The organism is Kineococcus rhizosphaerae, assembly GCF_003002055.1.
Classification (GTDB): Bacteria; Actinomycetota; Actinomycetes; order Actinomycetales; family Kineococcaceae; genus Kineococcus; species Kineococcus rhizosphaerae.
Genome location: NZ_PVZF01000001.1, coordinates 232,653 through 257,657, shown reverse-complemented (window position 1 = coordinate 257,657; position 25,005 = coordinate 232,653). Strand labels below are relative to the sequence as shown.

Sequence of the window (25,005 nt, the reverse complement as noted above, 5' to 3'; positions counted from 1 at the left end):
CCCGTGAGCAGCACCAACCTCGAAACCCTGCACCGCAACGGCGTGTCGGTCTGGCTGGACGACCTGTCCCGCGAGCTGACCGACGGCGGCGAGCTGCAGCGCCTGGTCGACCTCGGCGTCCTGGGCGTCACGTCCAACCCGACGATCTTCGCGACCGCCCTGTCCAAGGGCGACCGCTACACCGAGCAGGTCACCGAGCTCGTCAAGGCCGGCGCCGACACCGAGAAGGCCGTCTTCGAGATCACCACCGAGGACGTGCGCCGCGCCGCCGACGTCCTCAAGCCGGTCTTCGACCGCACCGACGGCCTCGACGGCCGCGTCTCCCTCGAGGTCGACCCGCGCCTGGCGCGCGACACCGCGGCCACCGAGGAGTCGGCCCGGCAGCTGTGGAAGGCCGTCGGCAAGGAGAACCTCTACATCAAGATCCCGGCGACCGTCGAGGGTCTGGCCGCGATCTCCACGGCCCTGTCCGAGGGCATCAGCGTCAACGTCACGCTGATCTTCTCCCTGGACCGCTACCGCGCCGTCATGCAGGCCTTCCTGACGGGTCTGGAGCAGGCCAAGCTCAACGGGCACGACATCTCCAAGATCGAGTCGGTCGCCTCGTTCTTCGTCTCCCGCGTCGACACCGAGATCGACAAGCGCCTCGACGAGATCGGCACCGAGGAGGCGAAGGCCCTGCGCTCCAAGGCGGGGCTGGCCAACGCCCGCCTGGCCTACCAGGCCTACGAGGAGGTCTTCTCGACCCCGCGCTGGCAGGTGCTCAAGGAGTCCGGCGCCCGCGCGCAGCGTCCGCTGTGGGCCTCCACCGGCGTCAAGGACCCGAACCTGCCCGACACCCTGTACGTGACCGGGCTGGTGGCGCCGAACACGGTGAACACCATGCCGGGCAAGACGCTGGACGCCACGGTCGACCACGCCGAGGTCAGCGGCGACACCATCCGCGGCTCCTACGGCGAGTCCCAGCAGGTGCTGGACGACCTCGAGCGTCTGGGCATCTCCTACTCCGAGGTCGTCGAGCTGCTCGAGACCGAGGGCCTGGACAAGTTCGAGAAGAGCTGGACCGAACTCCTGCAGACCGTCACCGACGAGCTGGAGCGCGTGAAGACGCAGGTCGACGCCCAGTGAGCCCCGCGCGGGTGCTGCCCGCAGAGAATCCGCTCCGCGATCCTCGGGACAAGCGGCTCCCGCGCATCGCCGGCCCGTGCGGCATGGTCATGTTCGGCGTGACGGGCGACCTGGCCCGCAAGAAGCTCATGCCGGCCATCTACGACCTGTCCAACCGGGGCCTGCTCCCGCCGGGCTTCGCCCTCACGGGCTTCGCCCGGCGGGACTGGGTCGACCAGGACTTCGGCAAGATCGTCTACGACTCGGTGCGCCAGCACGCGCGGACCCCGTTCCGCGAGTCCGTCTGGGCGCAGCTGGCCGAGGGTTTCCGGTTCGTGCCCGGTGAGTTCGACGACGACGAGGCGTTCGACCAGCTCGCCGCCACCGTCGCCGACCTCGACCGCGTGCGCGGGACCGGCGGGAACCACGCGTTCTACATGTCGATCCCGCCCCGGTTCTTCCCGGTCGTCGCCAAGCAGCTGGCGCGCAGCGGGTTGAGCGCCCAGCACGGCGACCAGTGGCGTCGCGTCGTCATCGAGAAGCCGTTCGGGCACGACCTGAAGTCGGCCCGTGAGCTGAACGCCGTGGTGGAGAAGGTGTTCCCGCCGGACTCGGTGTTCCGCATCGACCACTACCTGGGCAAGGAGACGGTCCAGAACATCCTGGCGCTGCGCTTCGCCAACCAGATGTTCGAGCCGCTGTGGAACGCCAACCACGTCGACCACGTGCAGATCACCATGGCCGAGGACATCGGCATCGGCGGCCGCGCGGGGTACTACGACGGCATCGGCGCGGCGCGCGACGTCATCCAGAACCACCTGCTGCAGCTGCTCGCGCTGACGGCGATGGAGGAGCCCGTCTCCTTCGACGCCGACGACCTGCGCGCCGAGAAGGCCAAGGTCCTCTCGGCCGTGCGCCCGGCCAAGGACATCGCCCGCTCCACCGCGCGCGGTCAGTACGCGTCGGGCTGGCAGGGTTCGGAGTACGTCAAGGGGTACCTGGACGAGGACGGCATCCCCTCGGACTCCACGACCGAGACGTTCGCGGCGATCGAGCTGGAGATCGACACCCGCCGCTGGGCCGGTGTCCCGTTCTACCTGCGCGCCGGCAAGCGCCTGGGCCGGCGGGTGACGGAGATCGCCGTCGTGTTCAAGCGCGCCCCGCACCTGCCGTTCGAGAAGACGGCCACCGAGGAGCTCGGGCAGAACGCCCTGGTGATCCGCGTGCAGCCGGACGAGGGCATCACCATGCGGTTCGGCTCGAAGGTCCCCGGCACCGCGATGGAGGTGCGCGACGTGACGATGGACTTCGGCTACGGCCACGCCTTCACCGAGTCCTCCCCCGAGGCGTACGAGCGGCTCATCCTCGACGTCCTGCTGGGCGACCCGCCGCTCTTCCCCAGCCACACCGAGGTCGAGCTGTCGTGGAAGGTGCTGGACCCGATCACGTCGTTCTGGGCCAAGAACGGTCGCCCGGAGCCGTACGCGTCGGGCAACTGGGGTCCGGCTTCGGCCGATGCCATGCTCGCGCGCACCGGCCGGCAGTGGCGGCGACCGTGACCCCGAACCCCACCCCGCAGGAGGTCCTGCCGTGATCATCGACCTGCCCAGCACGTCGACCAGCGCCATCAACAAGGCCATGGTCGACCTGCGGGACTCCGGTGGCGCCGTGGCGCTCGGCCGGGTCCTGACCCTCGTCGTCATCACCGACGACGCCCACGCCGAGGACGCGATCTCGGCGGCCAACGAGGCCAGCCGCGAGCACCCGTGCCGGGTCCTCGTGCTGGCCCGCGGCAACAAGCGCGGGGCGGCGCGCCTCGACGCGCAGATCCGCGTCGGCGGCGACGCCGGCGCCAGCGAGGTCATCGTGCTGCGCGCCTACGGCCCGTTGGTGGAGCACGGGGAGACGACCATCGTGTCCCTGCTGCTGCCCGACGCGCCGATCGTGGCGTACTGGCCCGGCGCCGCGCCCGACGACCTGCGCTCGGACCCCATCGGGCGGATCGCGCAGCGGCGCATCACCGACTCCGCCGAGGCGCGCGACCCCGCGAAGGCCCTCGAGGCCCGCCGGGCGACCTACCGGGCCGGGGACACCGACCTGGCCTGGACGCGGCTGACCAACTGGCGGGCCCTGCTGGCCGCGGCCCTGGACCAGCCGCCGTACGAGCCGGTCTCGGCGATCACGGTCGCCGGCGCGCCGGACAGCCCCAGCACCGAACTGCTGGCGGCCTGGCTCGCGGCCAAGCTCAAGGCCCCCGTCGTGCGGGCCCGGACCCGTCGGGGCACGGGGGTGCAGAGCGTGCGCCTGACCCGCAAGTCCGGTGCGGTGGAACTGATCCGCCCCGACCAGAACGTCGCCACGCTCACCCAGCCCGGTCAGCCCGACCGCCGGCTGTCCCTGGCCCGGCGCCTGGTCAAGGACTGCCTGACCGAGGAGCTGCGCCGCCTGGACCCCGACGACGTGTACGGCGAGGTCCTGGCCGACGGCCTGCCGCAGGTCGGCAAGAAGGTCATGTCGGTGCGCGACGCCGAGAACGCCGGGAAGCTGTCGACGACCAAGACGGCCGCGGCCCGGCAGGCGGCGGCCGAGAAGGCCTCCGCGAAGGTGTCGGCGTCCATGAAGGGCGCACCGCCCGAGCCCGAGCACGGTGACGGGACGACACCGGCGAACGAGGAGCACGAGTCGGCCGCCGCGCCCCGGCGGGCGACGGCGAAGCGGACCACCGCTGCGAAGCGGACCACCGCTGCGAAGCGGACCACCGCTGCGAAGCGGACCACCGCTGCGAAGCGGACCACCGCGGGCACCGGGACCACGGGGACCGGCGCGGCGAAGAAGACCGCCCCCCGCAAGCGGGCGGCGGCCGGGGGGGCGGGCGCGTGACCCGCGAGACCGTCCTGGTCGTCCGGCACGAGTCCCCGGAGGTGCTCGCCGCCGCGACCGCGGGCCGGTTGCTCGCGGCGATCGCCGATGCGCAGGCGGCCCGGGGGCTCGCCCACGTGTCGCTGACGGGCGGGACCATCGGGGGCAAGACCCTCGCCGCCGTCGCGGCCTCCCCCGCCCGGGAGTCCGTGGACTGGAAGCGCGTGCACCTGTGGTGGTCCGACGAGCGGTTTCTGCCCGCCGGCGACCCCGAGCGCAACGCGACCCAGGCCCAGGACGCGCTGCTGGGCGCGCTGGACCTCGACCCGGCGACGGTGCACCTGCCGCCGGCGAGCGACGGGCCCGACGGCGACGACCTCGACGCGGCCGCCGCGCGCTACGCGGCGGAACTGCTGCAGTTCGGCGCCGGGGCCGAGGCGCCGGAGTTCGACGTCCTGCTGCTCGGGATGGGTCCGGACGGGCACGTGGCCTCGCTGTTCCCGCACCACGCGGGGTTGGGCCGTGACGACTCCAGCGTCGTGGGGGTCCGCGAGTCCCCCAAGCCCCCGCCGCTGCGGGTGTCGTTCACCTTCGGGGCGATCGCCCGGGCCCGGCAGGTGTGGCTCGTGGCCGCCGGCGCCGAGAAGGCCGCCGCCGTGGCCCGCGGCGTGGCGGCCGGTGACGTGTCCGAGACCCCCGCGGCGGGTGTGTTCGGCACCGAGCGGACCCTGTGGCTCATCGACCAGGCGGCTGCGACCGACCTCTGAGACCGGCGCCGCCCGGAGCCCGGGGTGGTCGAGCAGCGCTCGATCACCCCGGGCTCTCGTCGTGCAGGGCGTCGACCATGGCGCGCAGCGCGCTGAACGCCTGCGCCTGCTGCTGCGGGCTGAGCCGGGACAGCATCCTGAACTCGACGGAACGGACCGCCGCGGTCGCCGCCCGCAGGGCGTCGCGACCGGCGGGGGTGAGTTCGGCGGGCAGGACCTTGCCGACGAGTGCCTGCGCCGGGCGGGTGACGAGACCCTCGCGCTCGAGGGTCTGCAGGAGCACGTTCATGGACTGCCGGGTGACGAAGGCCCCGCGGGCCAGGTCGGAGTTCGACAGCCCGGGTCGCTGGGCGAGCAGTTCCAGGCACGAGTAGCGGGTCACGCTCATCCCGAGCGGGCGCAGGACGTCGTCCAGGGCGGTGCGCAGCGCGCTGGAGGCCTCCTTCAGCAGATAGCCGAGCGAGGTCGGCAGGTCGATCCCCGCCTCGGTCCCCGGCGCGGGACTCTCTTGACTCATGTCAGCATCCTGACATACCGTCTGTCGTGTCAGAGAACTGACACGAACAAGAGGAGCCCCCCGTGCCGGTCACCGGTCCCGACTTCATCTCGCTGCAGACCCGCGACCTGGCTGCGGCGCAGGCGTTCTACGAGCGCTACCTCGGCCTGGTGCGCTCCCCCGCCGGCCCCCCGCACGCCGTCGTCTTCGACACCGCCCCCGTGACCTTCGCGCTGCGCGACGTCATCCCCGGCACCGACCTGTCCTCGGGGGAACGACCCGGCCTCGGGGTGGCGCTGTGGCTGCACGCCACGGACGTCCAGGAGATCCACGACGCGCTCGCCGCGGACGGTCACCGGATCGTCTCGGCTCCCGTCGACGGTCCCTTCGGGCGGACGTTCACGTTCGCCGACCCCGACGGGTACCACGTGACGCTGCACGACCGCGCCTGACCCGGGCACGACGAAGGCCCCCTGCGTTGCGCAGGGGGCCTTCGTCGTGCAGTGGGTCCAGAGTCAGCGGATGAGGCCGCGTGCCCGCAGGCTCTCGAGGGCCTCGTTGAGGATCGCTTCCCCGTCGGAGTCCGAGCGCCGCTCCTTCACGTACGCCAGGTGCGTCTTGTACGGCTCGTTCTTCGGCGGAGCGGGCGGGTTGGCTCGGTCGGTGCCCGCCGGGAACCCGCAGCGCGGGCAGTCCCAGGTCTCGGGCGGCTCGACCCCGGACTCCTCGGCGAAGCTGGGCTTGGTCTCGTGCCCGTTCGCGCACCAGTAGGAGATGCGGATGCGGGGAGCGGTGTCCCCCCGTTCCGCCTCGCCCATGGGGCCGGCGCCGACCCTGCTGCCCCGGATGGCGTTGCCACCTGCCACGTCGGTCGTCTCCTCAGAACTCGTTGGTGAAGCGCTCGACGAGGCCGAGCAGCACGACGGTGGCGAACCAGACGCAACCGATCGTGATGGTGAAGCGGTTGAGGTTGCGTTCCGCCATGCTCGACCCGGACAGGCTCGTGGTGACGCCGCCGCCGAACATGTCCGACAGCCCGCCGCCCTTGCCCTTGTGGAGCAGGATCAGCAGGGTCAGGAAGAGGCTGGAGATCGCGAGGATCACCTGCAGCACGATGCGGAGGACGCTCACACGATCAGCTTAGGTCATCGGGAGGCGTGGTCCGGCAGGTTCGCCGGGCGCGTCCCCTCAGGCCGGGTGGTCCCTGAACCGCACGATGGCGGCGAAGTCCGCGGCGTCGGTGCTGGCCCCGCCCACGAGGGCGCCGTCCACGTCGGGCTGCTTCATGATGGCCGCGATGCTGGCCGGCTTCACGCTCCCGCCGTACAGGACGCGGGTCGCCGCGGCGGTCTCGGCGTCGAACTGCTCGGCGACGGCCGCCCGCAGGGCGGCGCACACCTCCTGCGCGTCCTCGGGGGTGGCGACCTCACCGGTGCCGATGGCCCAGACCGGTTCGTAGGCCAGCACCAGCCCGGCGACCTGCTCCTTCGCCAGCCCGGACAGGGCCTGGGTGACCTGGCCGACGGTGAACTCGACGTGCTGGGCGGCCTTGCGGACGTCCAGCGGTTCGCCGACGCACACGATCGGCACGAGGCCGTGCGCGAGCGCCTGCTTCGTCTTGGTGTTGACGAGCTCGTCGGTCTCGCCGTGGTACTGGCGGCGCTCGGAGTGGCCGACGGCCACGTACCGCACGCCGAGCTTGGCGAGCTGCGCGCCGGAGACCTCGCCGGTGTAGGCGCCGGACTCGTGCGCCGAGAGGTCCTGCGCCCCCAGCTTCAGGGACAGCTTGTCGCCCTCGATGAGGGTCTGGACGGTGCGCAGGCTGGTGTATGACGGCAGGACGGCGACCTCGACGGCCGAGTAGTCGTGCTTGGCGTCCTTGAGGGTCCAGTCCAGCTTCTGCACCAGCAGGGTGCCCTGCTGGTGGTCCAGGACCATCTTCCAGTTGCCGGCGATCAGGGGGGTGCGGGTCATCGTCGAACCTCCGGTTTGCGGGGGGTGAGCGGGTCAGTCGAGGACGTCGAGGCCGGGCAGCTGCTTGCCCTCGAGGTACTCCAGGCTCGCTCCACCGCCGGTGGAGATGTGCCCGAACTGCGAGTCGGCGAAGCCGAGGGTGCGCACGGCCGCGGCGGAATCGCCCCCGCCGACGACGCTGAACGCGCCCGAGGCGGTCCCGGCGTCGACGATGGCCTGCGCCACGGCACGGGTACCACCGGCGTAGGGCTCCATCTCGAACACGCCCATGGGCCCGTTCCAGAAGACCGTGCGCGCGTCGGCCAGGGCCGCGGCGAAGGCGGCCGAGGAGTCGGGGCCGATGTCGAGCCCGAGGCGGTCGGCGGGGATGGCGTCGGCGGGCACGACCTGCGGGTCGGCGTCGGCGGCGAACGCGGTCGCGGCCACGACGTCGGTCGGCAGGACCAGCTGCACGCCCTTGGCCTTCGCCGTGGCGATGTACTCGTTGACCTTCTCCAGCTGGTCGGCCTCGAGCAGGCTCTTGCCGACCTCGTGGCCGACGGCCTTGAGGAAGGTGAAGACCATGCCGCCGCCGACGAGGAGCCGGTCGCCCTCGGTCAGCAGCGTGCCGAGCAGGTTGTCGATGACGCCGAGTTTGTCGGAGACCTTCGACCCGCCGAGCACGACCGCGTACGGGCGCTCGGGGTCGGTGGTGAGGCGCTGCAGCACGGCCACCTCGGCGGCGACGAGCAGTCCGGCGGCGTGCGGCAGGCGGCGGGCGACGTCGAAGACGCTGGCGTGCTTGCGGTGCACCGCGCCGAAGCCGTCGGAGACGAAGCCGTCGGCCAGGGCCGCGAGCTCGTCGGCGAACGCGCCGCGCTCGCCGTCGTCCTTGCTCGTCTCGCCGGGGGCGAAGCGGATGTTCTCCAGCAGCAGCAGCTGCCCGTCCTCTAGGGCGGCCACGGCGGCCTTGGCCTGCGCTCCGACCGTCTCGGGGCTGAACCCGACGTGGACCCCGGGCAGCAGCTCGGCCAGGCGCGCGTGGACGGGGGCCAGGGAGTACTTCGCCTCGGGGACGCCCTCGGGTCGGCCCAGGTGCGCGGTGACGACGACGCGGGCGCCGGCGTCGAGCAGGCGCCGCAGCGTCGGCACGGAAGCGCGGATGCGGCCGTCGTCGGTGATGGCGGGCGCCCCGCCGGAGTGGTCGAGCGGGACGTTGAGGTCGCTGCGGACGAGGACGCGCTTGCCGGCGAACCCGCCGAGCTGGGTCTCGAGGTCGTCGATGGTCTTCACGGACGTTCCCTTCTGCTGTCGGGTCCGTCCCCGGCGGGGCGCGGTGGACGGACGACGGCCCGGACCCTCCGTCGTGGAGGGCCCGGGCCGGATCATGTCTCCAGGCTCAGAGGGAGGAGCCCACGAGCGTGACGAGGTCCACGAGGCGGTTGGAGTAGCCCCACTCGTTGTCGTACCAGCCGACGACCTTGACCTGGTTGCCGATGACCTTCGTCAGGCCGGAGTCGTAGATGCACGACGAGGGGTCGGTGACGATGTCGGAGGAGACCAGCGGCTCGTCCGAGTAGGTCAGGTAGCCCTTGAGGGGGCCCTCGGCCGCGGCCTTGTAGGCGGCGTTGATCTCCTCGACCGTGGTCTCGCGACCCACGGTCACGGTCAGGTCGGTGGCCGAGCCCGTCGGGACCGGCACGCGCAGCGCGTAGCCGTCGAGCTTGCCCTTCAGCTGCGGCAGCACCAGGCCGATGGCCTTGGCCGCGCCGGTGGAGGTCGGCACGATGTTCAGGGCCGCGGCGCGGGCGCGGCGCAGGTCCTTGTGCGGGCCGTCCTGCAGGTTCTGGTCGGCGGTGTAGGCGTGGACCGTGGTCATGAGACCGCGCTCGATGCCGAAGGTGTCGTCGAGGACCTTGGCCAGCGGCGCGAGGCAGTTCGTCGTGCACGAGGCGTTCGAGATGATCGAGTGCTTCGCGCCGTCGTACTCGGAGTCGTTGACGCCCATGACGACGGTGACGTCGTCGTTGGTGGCGGGCGCGGAGATGACGACCTTCTTGGCGCCGGCGCTCAGGTGGGCCTTGGCCTTCTCGCCGTCGGTGAAGAAGCCGGTGGACTCCACGACGACGTCGACGCCGAGGTCGCCCCAGCCGAGGTTGGCGGGGTCGCGGTCGGCGAGGACCTTGACGGTCCTGTCGCCGACGACGATGGAGTCGCCCTCCACGCGCACGTCCTCGGCCAGCTTGCCGAGGATCGAGTCGTGCTTGAGCAGGTGCGCCAGCGCCTTGGCGTCGGTGAGGTCGTTGACCGCGACGACCTCGAGGTCCGCGCCCTGCGCCAGGGCTGCGCGGAAGAAGTTGCGGCCGATGCGACCGAATCCGTTGATGCCGACCCGAGTGGTCATGCGCTCTCCATCCTTGACGCCCCCCTGGACCGGGCGGTCGGGTGCGTCTCGTGCGTCCGGTACGTGATCTGCACTGGTGCGGCGCCCCCTGCAGGCAGGGGGAACCCGCCGCGGGCCCCGCGGCGTCGGTCCGACCCTATGGCCTGCGTCACGTCGACGCGGACCCGGGGGGTCGCTCCCCCGCCGCCCGGGGCCGGCTCAGGCGTCCAGCATGTCGGCGGTGAGCCCGGACTCGGTGCCGGGCACCCCCAGTTCGATCGCCTTCTTGTCCGCCATGCCGAGCAGGCGCCGGATCCGCCCGGCGATGGCGTCCTTGGTCATGGGCGGGTCGGCGAGCTGCCCGAGCTCCTCCAGGCTGGCCTGCTTGTGCTCCAGGCGCAGCCGCCCGGCCTGCAGGAGGTGGTCGGGGATCTCGTCGCCCAGCAGTTCGAGGGCCCGTTCGACGCGGGCCCCGGCCGCGACGGCGGCGCGCGCCGAGCGCCGGAGGTTCGCGTCGTCGAAGTTGGCCAGGCGGTTGGCGGTGGCCCGGACCTCGCGCCGCATCCGGCGCTCCTCCCAGGTCATCATCGCGTCGTGCGCGCCGAGGCGGGTCAGCAGCGCCGAGATCGCGTCCCCGTCGCGCAGGACGACGCGGTCGACGCCGCGGACCTCGCGGGCCTTGGCCGCCAACTCCAGCCGGCGCGCGGCGCCGACGAGGGCCAGGGCGGCCTCGGGCCCGGGGCAGGTGACCTCCAGGGCCGCGGACCGGCCCGGTTCGGTCAGGGACCCGCGGGCCAGGAAGGCCCCGCGCCAGGCGGCCTCGGCGATCTGGGTCGAGCTGGACACGATGTGCGAGGGCAGCCCGCGCACCGGGCGCCCGCGCCCGTCGAGCAGACCCGTCTGCCGGGCCAGCGACTCCCCGTCGCGGGCCACGCGCAGCACGTAGCGCGTCGCGCGGCGCAGCCCGCCGGCCTGCACGACGAGCAGGTCGCTGGGGTGCCCGAAGACGTCCGCGATGTCCCGGCGCAGCCGTCGCGCGATCGAGGCCGAGTCCAGCTCGGCCTCGATGACGATGCGCCCGGAGACGATGTGCAGCCCGCCGGCGAACCGCAGCATGACCGAGACCTCGGCCTTGCGGGCCGCCGTCGTCGTCACCGGCAGCCGGCTCAGCTCGTCCTTGACCGCCGCCGTCATCGCCATGCCCGGTCCTCCCCCGACGTCGTCTTCCCCTGCACCCAGCGCACGTTCCCCACCTTCAACCACCACTCGCGAACACGTCACGGTAGGCCGCCGCCAGCCGCAGCGCGTCGTGCCGCGGCGATCCGTCCCCGACGGAGACGGTCCGCAGCAGCAGCTGCGCCCCCAGGCTCCGGGTGACCCGGGTCAACGCCTCCACGTCGGCCACGGCCACCGGGTCGGCCACCACGGCGTCCACGACCAGGTCGGGGGCGTGGGCGGCGAGGACCTCCAGGTGCGCCTCGGCGCTGAACCCGTCGGTCTCCCCCGGCTGCACGGCGAGGTTGAGGGTGACGCACGTGCGGGCCGACGTGGCCGTCAGGGCCCGGGCCAGACCGGGGACCATGAGGTGCGGCAGGACGCTGGTGAACCACGAGCCCGGCCCCAGGACGACCCAGTCGGCCTGCTCGATGGCCTCCACGACCTCGGGGCGCACGGGCGGGTCGGCCGGTACGAGCCGGACGCCGGCCACCCGGCCCGCGGTGGAGGCCACGGCCACCTGGCCCCGCACGGCTCTCACCTCGTCGGGGGCCCCGGGCACCAGGCCCAGGACGTCGGCCTCGATGTCCAGCGGCACGGCGGCCATCGGCAGCACCCGGCCGCGGGCCCCGAGCAGGCGCCCGACCCAGTCCAGACCGGCGACCTCGTCGCCCAGCAGCTCCCACAGGGTGGCGATGAGCAGGTTCCCGGTGGCGTGCTGGTGCAGGGACCCCTCGCTGGAGAACCGGTGCTGCAGCACGTCGCGCCAGGTGCGGCCCCACTCGGAGTCGTCGCACAGCGCCGACAGCGCCATCCGCAGGTCCCCCGGGGGCAGGCCGCCGAGCTCGCGGCGCAACCGCCCGGAGGAACCCCCGTCGTCGGCGACGGTGACGACGGCCGTCAGGCGGTCGGTGAGGTGGCGCAGGGCCGACAGCGACGCCGACAGGCCGTGGCCGCCGCCGAGGGCGACCACGGCGGGGGCGCTGGAGGCTCCGACCCCGCCGGTGGGCAGGGGCAGCGCTCCCGGCCCCTGAGCGGGCCCGACCGTGGGGATCAGGCCGGTCGGGAAGCTGGTCGTGGCGGGGTGGGTGGAGCCGGTCGTGCCGGTCCCGGCCCGCTGACCCGGGCTCACTCCCGACCCAGGTCGCGGTGCAGCACCCGCACGGTGAGCCCGTCGCGCCGCAACCGGGCGCCGAGCTCCTCGGCCATGGCCACGGACCGGTGCTTGCCGCCCGTGCAGCCGATGGCGATCGTCGCGTAGCGCTTGTTCTCCCGGCGGTAGCCGTCGAAGACGGGGTGCAGGGCGGACTCGTAGCGGTCCAGGAACGGCGTGGCCCCCTCGGCGGCGAGCACGAACTGCGCGACGGGCGCGTCGCGCCCCGTCAGCGGCCGCAGCTCCGGTTCCCAGTGCGGGTTCGGGATGAACCGGACGTCGGCGACGTGCTCGGCGTCGGCCGGGGTGCCGTACTTGAACCCGAAGCTCATGACGGTGACCCGCAGGTCGTCGGCGCGCTCGGCCTCGAAGAGGGAGGCCACCAGCGCCCCGAGCTGGTGGACGTTGAAGGAGCTGGAGTCCACGACGACGTCGGCCCGGGCGCGCAGTTCACCGGTCAGCGAGCGCTCGCGGGCGATGCCGTCGACGATCCGGTCGTCGCCCTGCAGGGGGTGCGGCCGGCGCACGCCCTCGAAGCGGCGCACCAGGACGTCGTCGGTGGCGTCGAGGAACAGCACGCGCGGCGAGACGTGCCGGGTGTCGAGCGTGGCCAGCGCCCCCGTCAGCTCGGCGAAGAAGCTGCGGCCGCGGACGTCGACGACGACGGCCAGGCGCGGGATCGCCTGTCCCGCACGGGCTGCGAGCTCGGCGAGGGGTTCGAGCATCTGCGGCGGCAGGTTGTCGACGACGTACCAGCCGAGGTCCTCGAGGGCCTTGCCCGTGGTGGACCGGCCGGCCCCGGACATGCCGGTGATGATGAGCAGCTCGGGACGTCGTGGCTTGTCGGGCCCGTTCCCCCCGCTGCCGCCGGGGTTCGCGCCCTCTGCCGTCTCGTGCACCCGCTCATCCTGTCATCCCGGGCGTGTCGTCCGCGACGAGGTGGGTACGCGTCGCGGTCGCACGGTCACCTCCGGTGTTCGGCGAGGTGTTCGGTCGGGGAGTTCGGCCGGGGAGTTCAGTCGAGGAGCTCACCCGTCGCGGTGTTCACCGCCGGCTCGCTCGCCGCGGCCTGGCCCGCGAGCGCCTCCACGACGGCCGCGGCGGTGCGCGGGCCCATGCCGGGGACGGCGGCCACCTCGTCGGCGGTCGCGGCGCGCAGGCGCTTGACGGAACCGAAGTGCTTGAGCAGCGCGCTCTTGCGGGCCTGGCCCAGACCGGGGACCCCGTCCAGGGCGGAGGTCGTCATGGCCTTGGACCGCTTGCTGCGGTGGTAGGTGATGGCGAACCGGTGGGCCTCGTCGCGCACCCGCTGCAGCAGGAAGAGGCCCTGGCTGGTGCGGGGCAGGACGACGGGGTGGTCCTCGCCCGGCAGCCAGACCTCCTCGAGCCGCTTGGCCAGGCCGCACAGGGCGACGTCGACGACGCCGACGTCGGCCAGGGCGCGGGCGGCGGCCTCGACCTGCGGGCGGCCGCCGTCGACGACGACGAGGTTGGGGGCGTAGGCGAAGCGGCGGGGGCGGCCGGTGTCGGGGTCGACGCCGGCCAGGACCTCCCCCCCGGTGCCCCCGGTCAGGGGCCCGGAGGTCTCGACCTCGACACCGTCGGCGGTCTCGGTGATCTGCTCGTCGTGCTGCATCCGCTTGAACCGGCGGGTGAGGACCTCGCGCATGGCGCGGGTGTCGTCGACGCCGCCCTCGTCGCCGCGGACGGCGAAGCGGCGGTAGTCGCTCTTCTTGGGCAGGCCGTCCTCGAAGACGACCATGGAGGCCACGACGTTGGTCTCCTGGGTGTGCGAGACGTCGTAGCACTCGATGCGCAGCGGGGCATCCTCGAGGCCGAGGGCCTCCTGCAGCTCGGTGAGGGCCAGGCTGCGCGTGGTCAGGTCCCCGCCGCGGCGCGTCTTGTGCAGGGCCAGGGCCTGGGTGGCGTTGCGGTGCACGGTCTCCATGAGCGCCTTCTTGTCCCCGCGCTGGGGCACCCGCAGGTCGACGCGCGAACCGCGCAGTTCGGACAGCCAGTCCTCGACGTCGGACTCGACGGTGGCGGGCAGGGCGGGGACGAGGACCTCGCGGGGGACGCCCTCGCCGCTCTCGCCGCCGTAGACCTGCAGCAGGAGCTGCTCGACGAGTTCGGGGGTGCCGACGTCCTCGACCTTCTCCGACACCCAGCCGCGCTGGCCGCGGACGCGGCCACCGCGGACGTGGAAGACCTGCACGGCGGCCTCGAGCTCGTCGTCGGCGATGGCGAAGACGTCGGCGTCGGTGGCGTCGGGCAGGACGACGGCGGACTTCTCCAGGGCCTTGGTCAGGGCGCCGAGGTCGTCGCGCAGGCGGGCGGCGCGCTCGTAGTCCATCTCGGCGGCGGCGGTCTTCATCTGCTGCTCTGCGCGGCGGACGAACCGGGCGGTGTTGCCGGCCATGAAGTCGCAGAAGTCCTGGGCGAGCGCCTTGTGGTCCTCGGCGGAGATCTTGCCGACGCAGGGTGCGGAGCACTTGTCGATGTAGCCGAGCAGGCAGGGGCGCCCGACCTGACCGGCGCGCTTGTAGACGCCGGTGGAGCAGGTGCGCACGGGGAAGACGCGCAGGAGCAGGTCCACGGTCTCGCGGATGGCCCAGGCGTGGGTGTAGGGGCCGAAGTAGCGGGTGCCCTTGCGCTTGGCCCCGCGCAGGACCTGGACGCGGGGCACGGCCTCACCCATGGTCACGGCGAGGTAGGGGTAGGACTTGTCGTCGCGGTACTTGACGTTGAACCGCGGGTCGAACTCCTTGATCCAGGAGTACTCCAGCTGCAGGGCCTCGACCTCGGTGGACACGACGGTCCACTCCACGCTCGCCGCGGTGGTGACCATGGCCATGGTCCGCGGGTGCAGGGCCGACAGGTCCTGGAAGTAGTTGGCCAGCCGGGCGCGCAGGCTGATGGCCTTGCCGACGTAGATGACGCGCCCCTGCGGGTCGCGGAAGCGGTACACCCCGGGCTCGACGGGGATCTCCCCCGGCTTGGGGCGGTAGGTGGCGGGGTCGGGCACGGGTACGAGGTTAGGTCGCGGTCCGGACACGGGCCCGCCGCCCCGCCGCACGACCCGCCGTGCTGGCCCGGCCACGTTCTGCGACACCAGGACGGCAGTCGTGTGGTGCTGCCCGCCGACCGGGTGCGACGGGCCCCGCCGCGGGGAACGGCGGCCCTACCGTCCCGTGCGTGGCCACGCCGACGCTCAGCTCCCCCGGACCCTCCGGCTCCCTGCCCGCCGCCTCCGCGGCCGCGCAGGTGCCGCCGCAGACGGTGCGCCGGCCGCTGGGCTTCCCCGTCGGCGAGGGGGCGCCCGGCCCCGTGGCCGTCGTGGTGGGCACGCGCCCGGAGGCCATCAAGGTCGCCGAGATCGTGCGCCGGCTCGGGGCGGCCGGGTTGCTGGTGCACACCGGTCAGCACTACGACGCCGCCCTGTGGGCGGACGTGACGGCCCAGCTGGGGTTCGGCCCGCCGGCCGTGGCGCTGGGGGTCGGGGGGACCTCGCGCGGGCAGCAGCTCGGCGCGGCCGTCGCGGGCCTGGACGAGACGTTCGCCCGGCACCGCCCCAGCGCCGTGCTCGTGCAGGGGGACACGACGGCCGCGCTGGCGGGGGCGCTGGCCGCCAACGCCGCCGGCGTGCCCCTGGTCCACGTGGAGGCCGGGCTGCGCAGCTTCGACCGGCGGATGCCCGAGGAGCACCACCGGGTGCTCATCGACCACCTCGCCGACCTGTGCTGCGCACCGACACCGGTGGCGGTGGCGAACCTGCGCGCCGAGGGGATCGCGGACGAGCGGATCCTGCTCACCGGCAACACGGTCGTGGAGTCCGTGCTGCACCTGCTGCCGGACGAGGCCGGGCAGGACGCGGTGCTGGCCGCGCTGGGGCTGCCCGAGCGGTACCTGCTGCTGACGGTGCACCGCCCGGAGAACGCCGACAACCCGGCGGTGCTGCGGCAGATCCTCAACGAGGTCGTCGGCCTGGTCGACGACGGCCTGCCGGTCGTCTTCCCCGCCCACCCCCGCACGCTGGACCGGCTGCGCGGCGCAGGGCTGGGCGACCTGCTGGACCGCCTCACGGTCATCGCCCCGCAGCCGCCGGCGCAGTTCCTGGCCCTGCTGAACCGGGCCCGGATCGTCGTGTCGGACTCCGGCGGTGTCCAGGAGGAGGTCTCGGTCCTGAAGAAGCGGCTCGTGGTGGTGCGCCGCTCCACCGAGCGCCCGGAGGTCGTGGGGACGTTCGCCTCGCTGGTGCCCGCCGGGCTGCGGCTGGGCGCCGCGGTCCGCGCCGCGCTGGCCGAGGACCCCGCGGCGCTGCGCGAGGTGCCCTCCCCCTACGGCGACGGGTCGGCCAGCCGCGTCGTCGTGGAGTCGATCGTCAAGCTCGTCGCCCCGTTCTGAGGACCGTCCAGCGGATCACGACGGGTGCCTGACGCGTCCGGTCATCGCCGAGGTGCGCGTGTCCGACGACGGTCGAGACCGCTCGATCGTGAGCGCACGGCGTGCGGCGGGGAGACGCTGCTGGAGTGAGCTCCGACGATCTGCCGCGCGCCCCGGACGACGCCGGGATCGACCTGACCGGCCTGCGCGAGGAGTACCCCCGCCCCTTCACGGGCACCCTGCGCTGGACGGTGCTCGCCGCTCAGGTGCTCGCACTCGTCACCGCCGTCCCCCAGCTGCTCTCCGGCTCCTGGCCGGCCCGGGCCGCCGCCGTCGTGCTGGTGGCCTTCGTGGTCCTCGGCGTGCTGATGCAGTTCTGGCGCCCGCCCGCCACGTCGGTCAGCGCCGAAGGACTGCGGGTGCGCAAGGTGCTCGTGCCCGGCCCACTCGTGCCCTGGGCAGACCTCGCGCGCATCGACGTGCAGGGCCGGTTCGAAGCCCAGAGCACCGCGCGCACCACCGACGGACGTCGGGTCCCGCTGATCGGCCTGACCCGCGACGCCGCCGAGCACCTCGCTCGAGGGATCGACGGACCCGCTCGTCACTGACGCACGGTCGTCCCGCGGTGCGCGGGCGTGGCGCGCCAGCTCCCACGACGTCAGACGGACGCTGCCGCGCGCACCCGGGCCACCAGCCCGTTGACGTCCACCGGTCCGCTGGTGTCCGCTCGCACCAGCGAACCGATCCCCAACGGCACCCCTTCGGCGACCCACCGGTCGAAGTCGGTGGCCAGCCGCGCGCCGTCGTCGTGCACCGCCGCCCGGTGACGTCCGGCGTAGCGCTCCCGCGCCACCGCCGGAGCGACGTCGCACCACACCTCCACCACCCGCACCGCCCCGGCGAGGGCCACGCCCGCCCGGGCGAAGCCGAGATCGCGTGGACGGAACCACCACGACTCCACGATCACCTCACCGTCCACGGCTGCCGCCATCGACCACACCGTGTCCATCGCCACCGCGCCCAACCGGCCCGAGCCCACGGCGCCGTCGGCGATCAGCGCCAGCGCCTCCTTGACCGCGTCCTTCGACAGCAGCGGCCAGCCGGAGGCCTCCTTCAGCTGCTGAGCCAAGGTGGTCTTGCCCGCACCGGGCAGGCCGTTGACGAGGATGACGGTGTCGGCCACGCGATCACCCTGGCAGAACGGGGATCGCCGCGGCAGCTCAGCACGATCGCCCGCTCATCCCGCCGTCCGGGCCTGCTCTCGGCTGCCCGCGATCGGCAGGACGGGCCCTGTGCCCCGACCCGTTCCAGGGCCCGGTGCGGACGGGGTGACGCGGCTCGCTCAGCGCTGCGCCACCGGGCGCCGCGACGCCGCACCGGGTCGGGAGCCGGGGCGGCGTCGGTGCGTCCGGGCTCAGCCGCGGGTGGCCAGCACGTGCGCGCCGATGCTGCGCCCGGTCAGCAGGGCGTCCTCCTGCCCGTCCCAGTCGTGGCGGCCGTGGCGTCCCACGCAAGCCAGGTTGGCGAACCGGTCGAGCTGGGTGTCGACGGCGGCGCGGGCCTGCTCGACGCCGCGGGTCAGGACGGGCACGCTGCGCGGCAGCCGCAGGACGTCGTGGTCCACGACCCGCACCCGCGGGTCGACCCCGAAGCGGGACAGCTCGGCGACGGCGAGCTCGGCCAGCTCGCGGTCGCCGCGGGCCGACAGGTCGTCGTCGCCGGAGCTCCAGAACTCCGCGCACAGGACGGTGCGGGGGTCGGCGGCGAACGTCCGGGGCCGCCAGACGCGGGTGTTGGTCAGCCGGCCCACCCGCAGGGCCTCGTCGTAGGCGGTGACGTAGTGGCTGTCCTGCCCGACCGCGCCCGAGCCCGGTGCGCCCTCCAGCAGCAGGTGCACGAGGTAGGTGTCGCGCGAGCCCAGGACCGGGCCGGCGGGTGCGGTGGTGCCCGGCAGCCAGCGCAGCAGGACCGGGGTCGGCACGCTGGAGACCACCGCGCGCGCCGGCAGCGTCGCCGTCCCGGCCCCGTCGCGGACCCGGACACCGGTGACCAGCTCCCCCTCGGTGGCCAGGCCGACGACCGCGGTGCCGAGCAGGATCCGCGCCCCCCGCGCCCGCAGCCGGCGGGCCAGCTCGTCCCAGACGGCGCCGGTGCCCTCGCGCGGGGTGAGCAGCTCGACCGGACCGCGCCAGCCGCGGCGGGTGCCCTGCAGCTTGTCGGCGAACGCCGGGGACAGCTCCGCCGGGTGCACGCCGAGGTACTTGCGGCAGTAGGGGACGAACAGCTCCTCGACGACGGCCGCGCCGTGCCGGGCGACGAGCGCGTCGTGCGCCGAGACCGCCGGGGCATCGGGGCGCACCCGGGGGCGCACCCGAGAGCGGACCCGGGAGGCGGCCAGCTGCGCGGTGCGCCGCGGGCCTGCGGTCCGCAGCACGTCGGCGGGTCCGGGCGGGAACCCCACGACGCGGCCGCGCCACACCGCGGAGCGGACGGCCTCGGTCCGCTCGATCCCGCCGGCGGCCCCGGCCAGGTCCAGCCACCGGGTGACCGACTCCGGGTGGGAGTTCGACAGGAAGCTGTGCGGGCCCAGGTCGAAGCGGTGCCCCCACAGCTCGACGGACCGGCTCAGGCCCCCGACCCCGGGCGCGCCGTCGACCACGACGACCTGCTGCCCGGCGTCGAGCAGGTGCTCAGCCGCGGCCAGGCCGGCCGGCCCGGCGCCGATCACGACGACCGGCTCGTCCACCTCGGCCCGTCGCGGGCTGTCGTCCACGCTCACCGTGCTCACCGCTGGGTCCTCTCCCCCACGAGCCCGTCCGGGCCGTCCACCTGCGTCCGGGGGCGCGGCGCGCCCCCGGGGACCAGCTGCTGCACCACGGCGCCCCAGCGCCGGGTCAGGACCTCGGCGGCGAAGCTGTCGCGGGCCCACGCCCGGGCCCGGGCGGCCAGGGCGGCGGTCTGCCGCCCGCCCTCGGCGGCCCAGCGCTCCACGGTGGACAGCGCCTCGGCCAGTTCCGGGCCGTCGCGAAAGAGGAGCACCTGCTCGCCGTGGGTCACCGCCATCCCCGAGGCCCCCTGCGGGGTCGTCAGCGGGACCAGACCGAGCACCGCGGCCTCGACGACCTTGACCGTCAGGCCCAGGGCCTCGCGCTGCGGAGCCAGCAGGAACGAGTGCTGCACTAGCTCGGCGTGCAGCGCCTCGCGGTCGAAGGCGCCGCGCAGGACGACCGAGGGGGCGCTGACGCGGGCCCGCACCGAGGGCGGCACCTCGCCGTAGACGTGCAGCTCCCACCCGGTCAGCCCGGCGGCGCGCAGCGCCGGTTCCAGCTCGTCCACCCACCAGCGGACGGCCTCCTCGTTGGCGTAGGCCGTCAGCGAGCCGGGGAAGGCCAGCCGCCGGTCCAGCGGTGCCCCGCCGGTCCACGTGCGGCGCACGCCGGCCGTGACGGCCATGGGCAGCGCCTGCACGGGGACGCCCGCGCGCTCGGACAGCCGGGCCGCCTCGATCGGGGACACGAGTGAGGTGCCGTGCGCGGTGCGCGCCAGGACCTCCTCGCGCTCGCGCAGCCGGCGCGCCTCGCGCGCCAGCAGCGCCCCGACCGGCACGCGCCGCAGGACGGCGCCGGCCAGGGCCGAGGACGGCCGCCGGTGCCCCAGGAGCTGGTGCAGGTCCATGGACCGCGAGCGCCACAGGTCGTAGCGGTCGGAGAGCAGGTCGTCGAGGTCGACGAACCAGGGACGTCCGGAGTCCTGGGCGTAGGGCGCCAGCCGCAGCCCGTCGGCCACGACGGCGTCGATGCGTTCGGTCTCGACGAGTCGGCGCACGTGCCGGGCCACCCGCGGAGACCAGTAGAGCCGTTCGTTGAGGGAGCGCAGCCCGCGCCGGCGGGCGGCGGGCGAGGCGACCTCCCACCAGCGGACGTCGGGCAGCCGGTGGGTGGCGACCGAGCGGTCGACGGGGACGGCGGGGCTCGGGCCGCCGACGACGGCGCAGACCACGTCGTGGCCGCTGCCGGTGAGGGAGTCGACGATGGTGCGCAGCACCAGTCCGCGACCGCCGGCGCCGGCCAGCGGGCGGGTCATGAGGAGCAGGATCCTGGCCACGGGTGCGGTCCGCCTCAGACGAGGTGGCGCCAGTCGAGGACCGCGGTGCCGCGGCGCTCACCGGCGGCCAGGACGAGGGCCTGGACGGCGAAGGCGGTGACCCACACGTTGGCGTGGGGCAGGGGTGTGCCGTCGGTGCCGGCGCCGAAGGCGAAGCCGCCGTCGGCGCGCGGTTCGTCGGGGGCCTGGACCTGCCGGTCCAACAGGGTCGTCACGAGGCGCTGGGCGGCGCGGGTGCCGTGGGCGGAGTGCAGCGCGGCCAGGCGCAGGACCTGGGCGACGCCGTCGACGCGGGGGTGGCGCACGACGCTGACCGTCCCGTCGCCGGCGCGGGCGTAGCGGCGCGGCGGCAGCCCGTCGCGGTCGGTGGCGGCCAGGGCCCACAGGGCGGCGCGTTCGGAGGCGGCGACGAGGTCGTCGCGGCCGGTGGCGGTGCCGACGGCCCACAACGCCTCCGCGGCGTAGCTGTGGGGGTGGATGTTGGTGCCGGCGGTGGTGGGGTTGGTGACGAAGCGGCCCGAGGGCAGCTGGAGCTCGAGGGCGTTCTCGCAGACCGCGACGGCGGCGCGGGTGAAGCGCTCGTCGCCGCTCACCTCGCCCAGGGCGGCCAGGCCGATGCCGACCTTGGCGTGGTGCACGCCGGGGCGGGTGGACCAGTCGGCGGGCGCGTCCTGCCAGCGGCCGGCCTCGGCGGTGGCGGGCCAGGGTGCGACGACGCCGGTGGCGTCGACGTGGCGCAGCAGCCACTCGCCGGTGTCGAGCGCGGTGCGCAGCGCCGTGGTGCTGCCGGTGGCGACGTGGTGGGCGACCAGGCCCTGCAGGATGATCCCGGCGTCGAAGGTGTAGAGCCGCTCGGCCTTGCCCGCGAAACGGCCCACCGCGCCGGCGGTGCGGGAGGCCTCCAGGCAGCGGAAGGCGCCGGGGACGGGCTGGACGGCGGTGGTGAGCCACCGGACGGCGCGGTCGGCGGCGGCGAGGACCTCCTCGCGCAGCAGGGGGTCACCGGCGGGGGCGAGGTCCTCGCGGGCGGCGAGCCAGGCGGCGAGGGTGACCTGGTAGCCGGTGACCTCGGAGTACTCGAAGGGGTAGTCGCCGCGCGTGCGGTCGAACCAGGAGTGGTAGCCACCGGTGGCGCTCTGGATGCCGGACTCCTGCAGCCAGCGGACGCCGCGCCGGGCGGCGGCCAGGGCGGGCACCGCCTCGCTGCTGCGAGGCCGGGGGACGGTGCCCAGCGTGCGGGGCCCCTCGGCGTGTCCGTGCGTGCGCTCCGCGGTCTGGCTCATGCGTCTCCCTCGTCGGTGACGACCCGGGCGTCTCCCCCGTCCCGGGTCGTGATCGCCGCCGAGTGTGGCAGTCCGCGGGCACGCTCCGGAGGGTCTTCACCGAACGCCGCACGAATACCACGCAGGGTTCCACGCGCATCACCCGCGGTGCGGGGTCGCACCCCGGGATCCGCTACTGCCCGTGAGGGATCGGGACCGTTCGCAGTCCCGATCCCCCACCTGGGCAACGCCTGGTCGTCAGCTGGCGCGGGCCCGCCGGCGCCGGGCCCCGGCCCCGCCGCCGGGCACCTCGAGGACCTCGGCGAGGAACTGGCCGGTGTAGCTGTCCGGGTTGGCCGCGACCTCTTCGGGGGTCCCCGTGCAGATGACGGTGCCGCCCCCGTTGCCCCCCTCGGGGCCCATGTCGACCAGCCAGTCGGCCGACTTGATGACGTCGAGGTTGTGCTCGATGACCAGGACGCTGTTGCCCTTGTCGACCAGGCCCTGCACGACGCCGAGGAGCTTGCGGATGTCCTCGAAGTGCAGGCCCGTCGTGGGCTCGTCCAGGACGTAGACGGTCCGGCCGTTGGAGCGCCGCTGCAGCTCCGAGGCCAGCTTGACGCGCTGGGCCTCCCCGCCGGACAGCGTCGTGGCGGGCTGACCGAGGCGGACGTAGCCCAGGCCGACCTCGGTGAGGGTCGTCATGTAGCGGGCGATGGCAGGGACGGCGGCGAAGAACTCCGCGGCCTCCTCGATCGGCATGTCCAGGACCTGGGCGATGGTCTTGCCCTTGAAGTGGACCTCGAGGGTCTCGCGGTTGTACCGCGCCCCGTGGCAGACCTCGCAGGGCACGTAGACGTCGGGCAGGAAGTTCATCTCGATCTTCAGGGTGCCGTCACCGGCGCACGCCTCGCAGCGCCCGCCCTTGATGTTGAACGAGAACCGGCCCGGCTGGTACCCGCGCAGCTTCGACTCCGGGGCCGAGGCGAACAGCTTGCGGATGTGGTCGAAGACCCCCGTGTAGGTCGCGGGGTTCGAGCGCGGGGTGCGGCCGATGGGGCTCTGGTCGACGTGCACGACCTTGTCGAGGTGCTCCAGGCCCTGGACGGACTTGTGCCGGCCCGGCACCCGGCGGGCGCCGTTGAGCTTGTTCGCCAGCACCGTGTAGAGGATGTCGTTGACCAGAGTCGACTTGCCCGAGCCGGACACCCCCGTCACCGCGACGAGCTGGCCCAGGGGGAACTCGACGGTGACGTCCTTGAGGTTGTGCTCGCGGGCGCCGGTGACGACCAGCGTGCGGCCGTCGCCGGGACGGCGGACGGCGGGCACCTCGATGGCCCGGCGCCCCGACAGGTACTGCCCGGTCAGCGACTTCGGGTTCTCCAGCAGCCCGGCCAGGTCCCCGGAGTGCACGACCTCCCCGCCGCGCTCGCCCGCGCCGGGGCCGAAGTCGACGATCCAGTCCGCGACGCGCACGGTGTCCTCGTCGTGCTCGACGACGATGAGGGTGTTGCCGAGGTCGCGCAGACGGGTCAGGGTCTCGATGAGCCGCCGGTTGTCGCGCTGGTGCAGGCCGATCGACGGCTCGTCCAGGACGTAGAGGACGCCGACGAGCCCGGAGCCGATCTGGGTGGCCAGCCGGATGCGCTGGGCCTCCCCGCCGGACAGGGTCCCGGCGGGCCGGGCCAGGGACAGGTAGTCCAGGCCGACGTCGAGCAGGAAGCCCATGCGGGCCTGGATCTCCTTGAGGACCTGCCCGGCGATCTTCTTCTCCCGCGCGGACAGCTGCATGGTGTCCAGGAAGCGCGAGCACTCGTCGATGGGCATCGCGCAGATCTCCGAGATGGACCGGCCTGCGATCTTCACGGCCAGCGACGTCGGCTTCAGGCGGTCCCCGCGGCACGCCGGGCACGGGGTCTCGCGCATGTACCCCTCGTAGCGCTCCTTGGAGGAGTCCGAGTCGGTCTCGGCGTGCCGGCGCTTGACGAACTCGATGACCCCCTCGAAGCCGGTGGAGTACGAGCGCTCCCGGCCCCAGCGGTTCTTGTACCGGACGTGGACCTGGTGGTCCTTGCCGTGCAGCAGCGCGTCCTTGGCCCGCTTGGGCAGCGCCCGCCACGGGGTGTCGACCGAGAAGGACAGGTCGTCGGCCAGCGCCTTGACCAGGCGCTCGAAGTACTCCGAGGACCCCACCGTCCAGGGGGCGATGGCGCCCTCGCGCAGGGTCAGGTCCTCGTCGGGGACGACGAGCTCGGGGTCGACCTCCATCTGGGTGCCGATGCCCGTGCACTCCGGGCACGCCCCGAACGGGGAGTTGAAGGAGAACGAGCGCGGCTCGATCTCGTCGAGCTCCAGGGGGTGCTCGTTGGGGCAGGCCATCTTCTCGGAGAAGCGCCGCTCCCCCTCCGGGCCCTCGACGTCGACGAGGTCGGCCACCAGCAGCCCGGAGGACAGCACCAGGGCCGTCTCGACGGAGTCGGTCAGGCGCCGCTTGACGCCGTCCTTGACGACGAGGCGGTCGACGACGACCTCGATGGTGTGCTTGAGGCGCTTCTGCAGCGCCGGCGGGTCGTCCAGCGGGACGACCTGCCCGTCCACGCGCGCGCGGGCGAAGCCCTTGGCCTGCAGCTCGCGGAACAGCTCGGCGTACTCGCCCTTGCGCTCGCGGACCACCGGGGCCAGCAGCTGGAAGCGGGTGCCCTCGGGCATCTCCACCAGCTGGTCGACGATCTGCTGCGGCGTCTGGCGTCCCACGGGTTCCCCGCAGACGGGGCAGTGCGGCTTGCCGGCGCGGGCGAACAGCAGGCGCAGGTAGTCGTAGACCTCGGTGATCGTCCCGACCGTCGAGCGGGGGTTGCGCGAGGTCGACTTCTGGTCGATGGAGACCGCGGGCGACAGGCCCTCGATGAAGTCGACGTCGGGCTTGTCCATCTGCCCGAGGAACTGCCGGGCGTAGGCCGACAGGGACTCCACGTAGCGCCGCTGGCCCTCGGCGAAGATCGTGTCGAAGGCCAGCGAGCTCTTGCCCGACCCGGACAGGCCGGTGAAGACGACGAGGCTGTCCCGGGGCAGGTCGACCGAGACGTCCTTGAGGTTGTGCTCGCGGGCGCCGCGCACGACGAGGCGGTCACCGGCGATGCGGGCGGAGGTCACCGGGCGCGCCGCCGCGCTGGCGGCGGTGCGCTTGGTGGTGCGGGAACTGCTGGAGGGGGCGGGTGTCCGGGAAGCCACGGGGGCAACCCTAGGCGCCACCTCCGACACCGGCCTCCAGACGCCCGCCCGGGGCTGGTCCGGGGACGGTCCGACGCAGGTCGGGGAGCGCG

22 protein-coding genes are annotated in these 25,005 nt (G+C 73.9%); 7 read left to right on the top strand and 15 right to left on the bottom strand.

All coding sequences use genetic code 11. From position 1 onward, the window contains the following. Positions 1-3: 3 nt before the first annotated feature. Genes tal through pgl form a run of 4 tightly spaced genes read left to right on the top strand, consistent with a single transcriptional unit; the run spans position 4 to position 4,733 of the window. On the top strand, positions 4-1,128 hold the full coding sequence (gene tal / locus CLV37_RS01280) for a transaldolase (RefSeq protein ID WP_106206207.1): 1,125 nt from the start codon (positions 4-6) through the stop codon (positions 1,126-1,128). Further along, entirely contained in the window at positions 1,125-2,666 is a 1,542-nt protein-coding gene (gene zwf, locus CLV37_RS01275) for a glucose-6-phosphate dehydrogenase (protein ID WP_106206205.1), read from the top strand. The genes tal and zwf overlap by 4 nt, the downstream gene beginning before the upstream one ends. A gap of 31 nt (positions 2,667-2,697) precedes the next feature. After that, a complete protein-coding gene (locus tag CLV37_RS01270) occupies positions 2,698-3,987 on the top strand; it encodes a glucose-6-phosphate dehydrogenase assembly protein OpcA (protein WP_106206203.1) in 1,290 nt (429 codons plus the stop codon). Then, positions 3,984-4,733: a 6-phosphogluconolactonase gene (gene pgl / locus CLV37_RS01265; RefSeq protein ID WP_106206201.1), complete on the top strand. Its 750-nt coding sequence runs from the start codon at positions 3,984-3,986 to the stop codon at positions 4,731-4,733. Before CLV37_RS01270 ends, pgl begins: the two co-directional genes overlap by 4 nt. 43 nt (positions 4,734-4,776) lie before the next feature. Here the strand turns inward: pgl and CLV37_RS01260 are convergent, their stop codons facing one another. Further along, complete coding sequence (locus CLV37_RS01260) at positions 4,777-5,250, bottom strand: MarR family winged helix-turn-helix transcriptional regulator (protein WP_106206199.1); 474 nt, start codon at positions 5,248-5,250, stop codon at positions 4,777-4,779. A gap of 62 nt (positions 5,251-5,312) precedes the next feature. On the opposite strand from CLV37_RS01260, the gene CLV37_RS01255 reads away from it, so the two are divergent. Beyond that, complete coding sequence (locus CLV37_RS01255) at positions 5,313-5,681, top strand: VOC family protein (protein ID WP_106206198.1); 369 nt, start codon at positions 5,313-5,315, stop codon at positions 5,679-5,681. A 63-nt stretch (positions 5,682-5,744) separates the two neighbouring features. Here the strand turns inward: CLV37_RS01255 and CLV37_RS01250 are convergent, their stop codons facing one another. The 9 genes from CLV37_RS01250 to uvrC all read right to left on the bottom strand — a co-directional run bounded on the left by CLV37_RS01250 (position 5,745) and on the right by uvrC (position 14,958). Further along, positions 5,745-6,095 (bottom strand): RNA polymerase-binding protein RbpA, encoded by a 351-nt coding sequence (locus CLV37_RS01250; RefSeq protein WP_106206196.1) that lies wholly within the window; start codon positions 6,093-6,095, stop codon positions 5,745-5,747. A 13-nt stretch (positions 6,096-6,108) separates the two neighbouring features. Further along, positions 6,109-6,360 (bottom strand): preprotein translocase subunit SecG, encoded by a 252-nt coding sequence (gene secG, locus CLV37_RS01245; protein ID WP_106206194.1) that lies wholly within the window; start codon positions 6,358-6,360, stop codon positions 6,109-6,111. 57 nt (positions 6,361-6,417) lie between these two features. Then, positions 6,418-7,203, bottom strand: a complete 786-nt coding sequence (gene tpiA, locus CLV37_RS01240; protein WP_106206192.1) for a triose-phosphate isomerase — start codon at positions 7,201-7,203, stop codon at positions 6,418-6,420. 33 nt (positions 7,204-7,236) lie between these two features. Further along, complete coding sequence (locus CLV37_RS01235; protein ID WP_106206190.1) at positions 7,237-8,475, bottom strand: phosphoglycerate kinase; 1,239 nt, start codon at positions 8,473-8,475, stop codon at positions 7,237-7,239. 106 nt (positions 8,476-8,581) lie between these two features. Next, on the bottom strand, positions 8,582-9,586 hold the full coding sequence (gene gap / locus CLV37_RS01230; RefSeq protein ID WP_106206188.1) for a type I glyceraldehyde-3-phosphate dehydrogenase: 1,005 nt from the start codon (positions 9,584-9,586) through the stop codon (positions 8,582-8,584). 198 nt (positions 9,587-9,784) lie between these two features. Further along, positions 9,785-10,765, bottom strand: coding sequence for a DNA-binding protein WhiA (gene whiA / locus CLV37_RS01225; RefSeq protein WP_106206186.1), 981 nt, complete (start codon positions 10,763-10,765; stop codon positions 9,785-9,787). 55 nt (positions 10,766-10,820) lie between these two features. Next, positions 10,821-11,798 (bottom strand): uridine diphosphate-N-acetylglucosamine-binding protein YvcK, encoded by a 978-nt coding sequence (locus CLV37_RS01220; protein ID WP_170127048.1) that lies wholly within the window; start codon positions 11,796-11,798, stop codon positions 10,821-10,823. A 110-nt stretch (positions 11,799-11,908) separates the two neighbouring features. Continuing rightward, positions 11,909-12,832 (bottom strand): RNase adapter RapZ, encoded by a 924-nt coding sequence (rapZ, locus tag CLV37_RS01215; RefSeq protein WP_106206184.1) that lies wholly within the window; start codon positions 12,830-12,832, stop codon positions 11,909-11,911. A gap of 116 nt (positions 12,833-12,948) precedes the next feature. Next, positions 12,949-14,958, bottom strand: coding sequence for an excinuclease ABC subunit UvrC (uvrC, locus tag CLV37_RS01210; RefSeq protein ID WP_106206182.1), 2,010 nt, complete (start codon positions 14,956-14,958; stop codon positions 12,949-12,951). A 266-nt stretch (positions 14,959-15,224) separates the two neighbouring features. On the opposite strand from uvrC, the gene wecB reads away from it, so the two are divergent. Both wecB and CLV37_RS01200 read left to right on the top strand, forming a co-directional pair. Continuing rightward, positions 15,225-16,337: a non-hydrolyzing UDP-N-acetylglucosamine 2-epimerase gene (gene wecB, locus CLV37_RS01205; protein WP_211298360.1), complete on the top strand. Its 1,113-nt coding sequence runs from the start codon at positions 15,225-15,227 to the stop codon at positions 16,335-16,337. Positions 16,338-16,462: 125 nt separating this feature from the next. Further along, the gene (locus CLV37_RS01200; protein ID WP_106206180.1) at positions 16,463-16,924 is read left to right on the top strand and encodes a PH domain-containing protein; all 462 of its coding nucleotides are present in this window, start codon (positions 16,463-16,465) and stop codon (positions 16,922-16,924) included. A 50-nt stretch (positions 16,925-16,974) separates the two neighbouring features. On the opposite strand, the gene CLV37_RS01195 is transcribed toward CLV37_RS01200, so the two are convergent. The 5 genes from CLV37_RS01195 to uvrA form a co-directional block, all read right to left on the bottom strand. Next, on the bottom strand, positions 16,975-17,499 hold the full coding sequence (locus CLV37_RS01195) for a P-loop nucleotide/nucleoside kinase family protein (protein WP_211298283.1): 525 nt from the start codon (positions 17,497-17,499) through the stop codon (positions 16,975-16,977). 231 nt (positions 17,500-17,730) lie between these two features. Continuing rightward, a complete protein-coding gene (locus tag CLV37_RS01190; RefSeq protein ID WP_170126991.1) occupies positions 17,731-19,104 on the bottom strand; it encodes a protoporphyrinogen/coproporphyrinogen oxidase in 1,374 nt (457 codons plus the stop codon). Further along, positions 19,101-20,420 (bottom strand): glycosyltransferase, encoded by a 1,320-nt coding sequence (locus CLV37_RS01185; RefSeq protein ID WP_106206177.1) that lies wholly within the window; start codon positions 20,418-20,420, stop codon positions 19,101-19,103. The genes CLV37_RS01190 and CLV37_RS01185 overlap by 4 nt, the downstream gene beginning before the upstream one ends. Before the next feature lie 14 nt (positions 20,421-20,434). Next, entirely contained in the window at positions 20,435-21,703 is a 1,269-nt protein-coding gene (locus tag CLV37_RS01180) for a glycoside hydrolase family 127 protein (protein WP_106206175.1), read from the bottom strand. A 237-nt stretch (positions 21,704-21,940) separates the two neighbouring features. Continuing rightward, positions 21,941-24,835, bottom strand: a complete 2,895-nt coding sequence (gene uvrA, locus CLV37_RS01175) for an excinuclease ABC subunit UvrA (protein WP_342762214.1) — start codon at positions 24,833-24,835, stop codon at positions 21,941-21,943. Between the last annotated feature and the right edge of the window lie 170 nt (positions 24,836-25,005).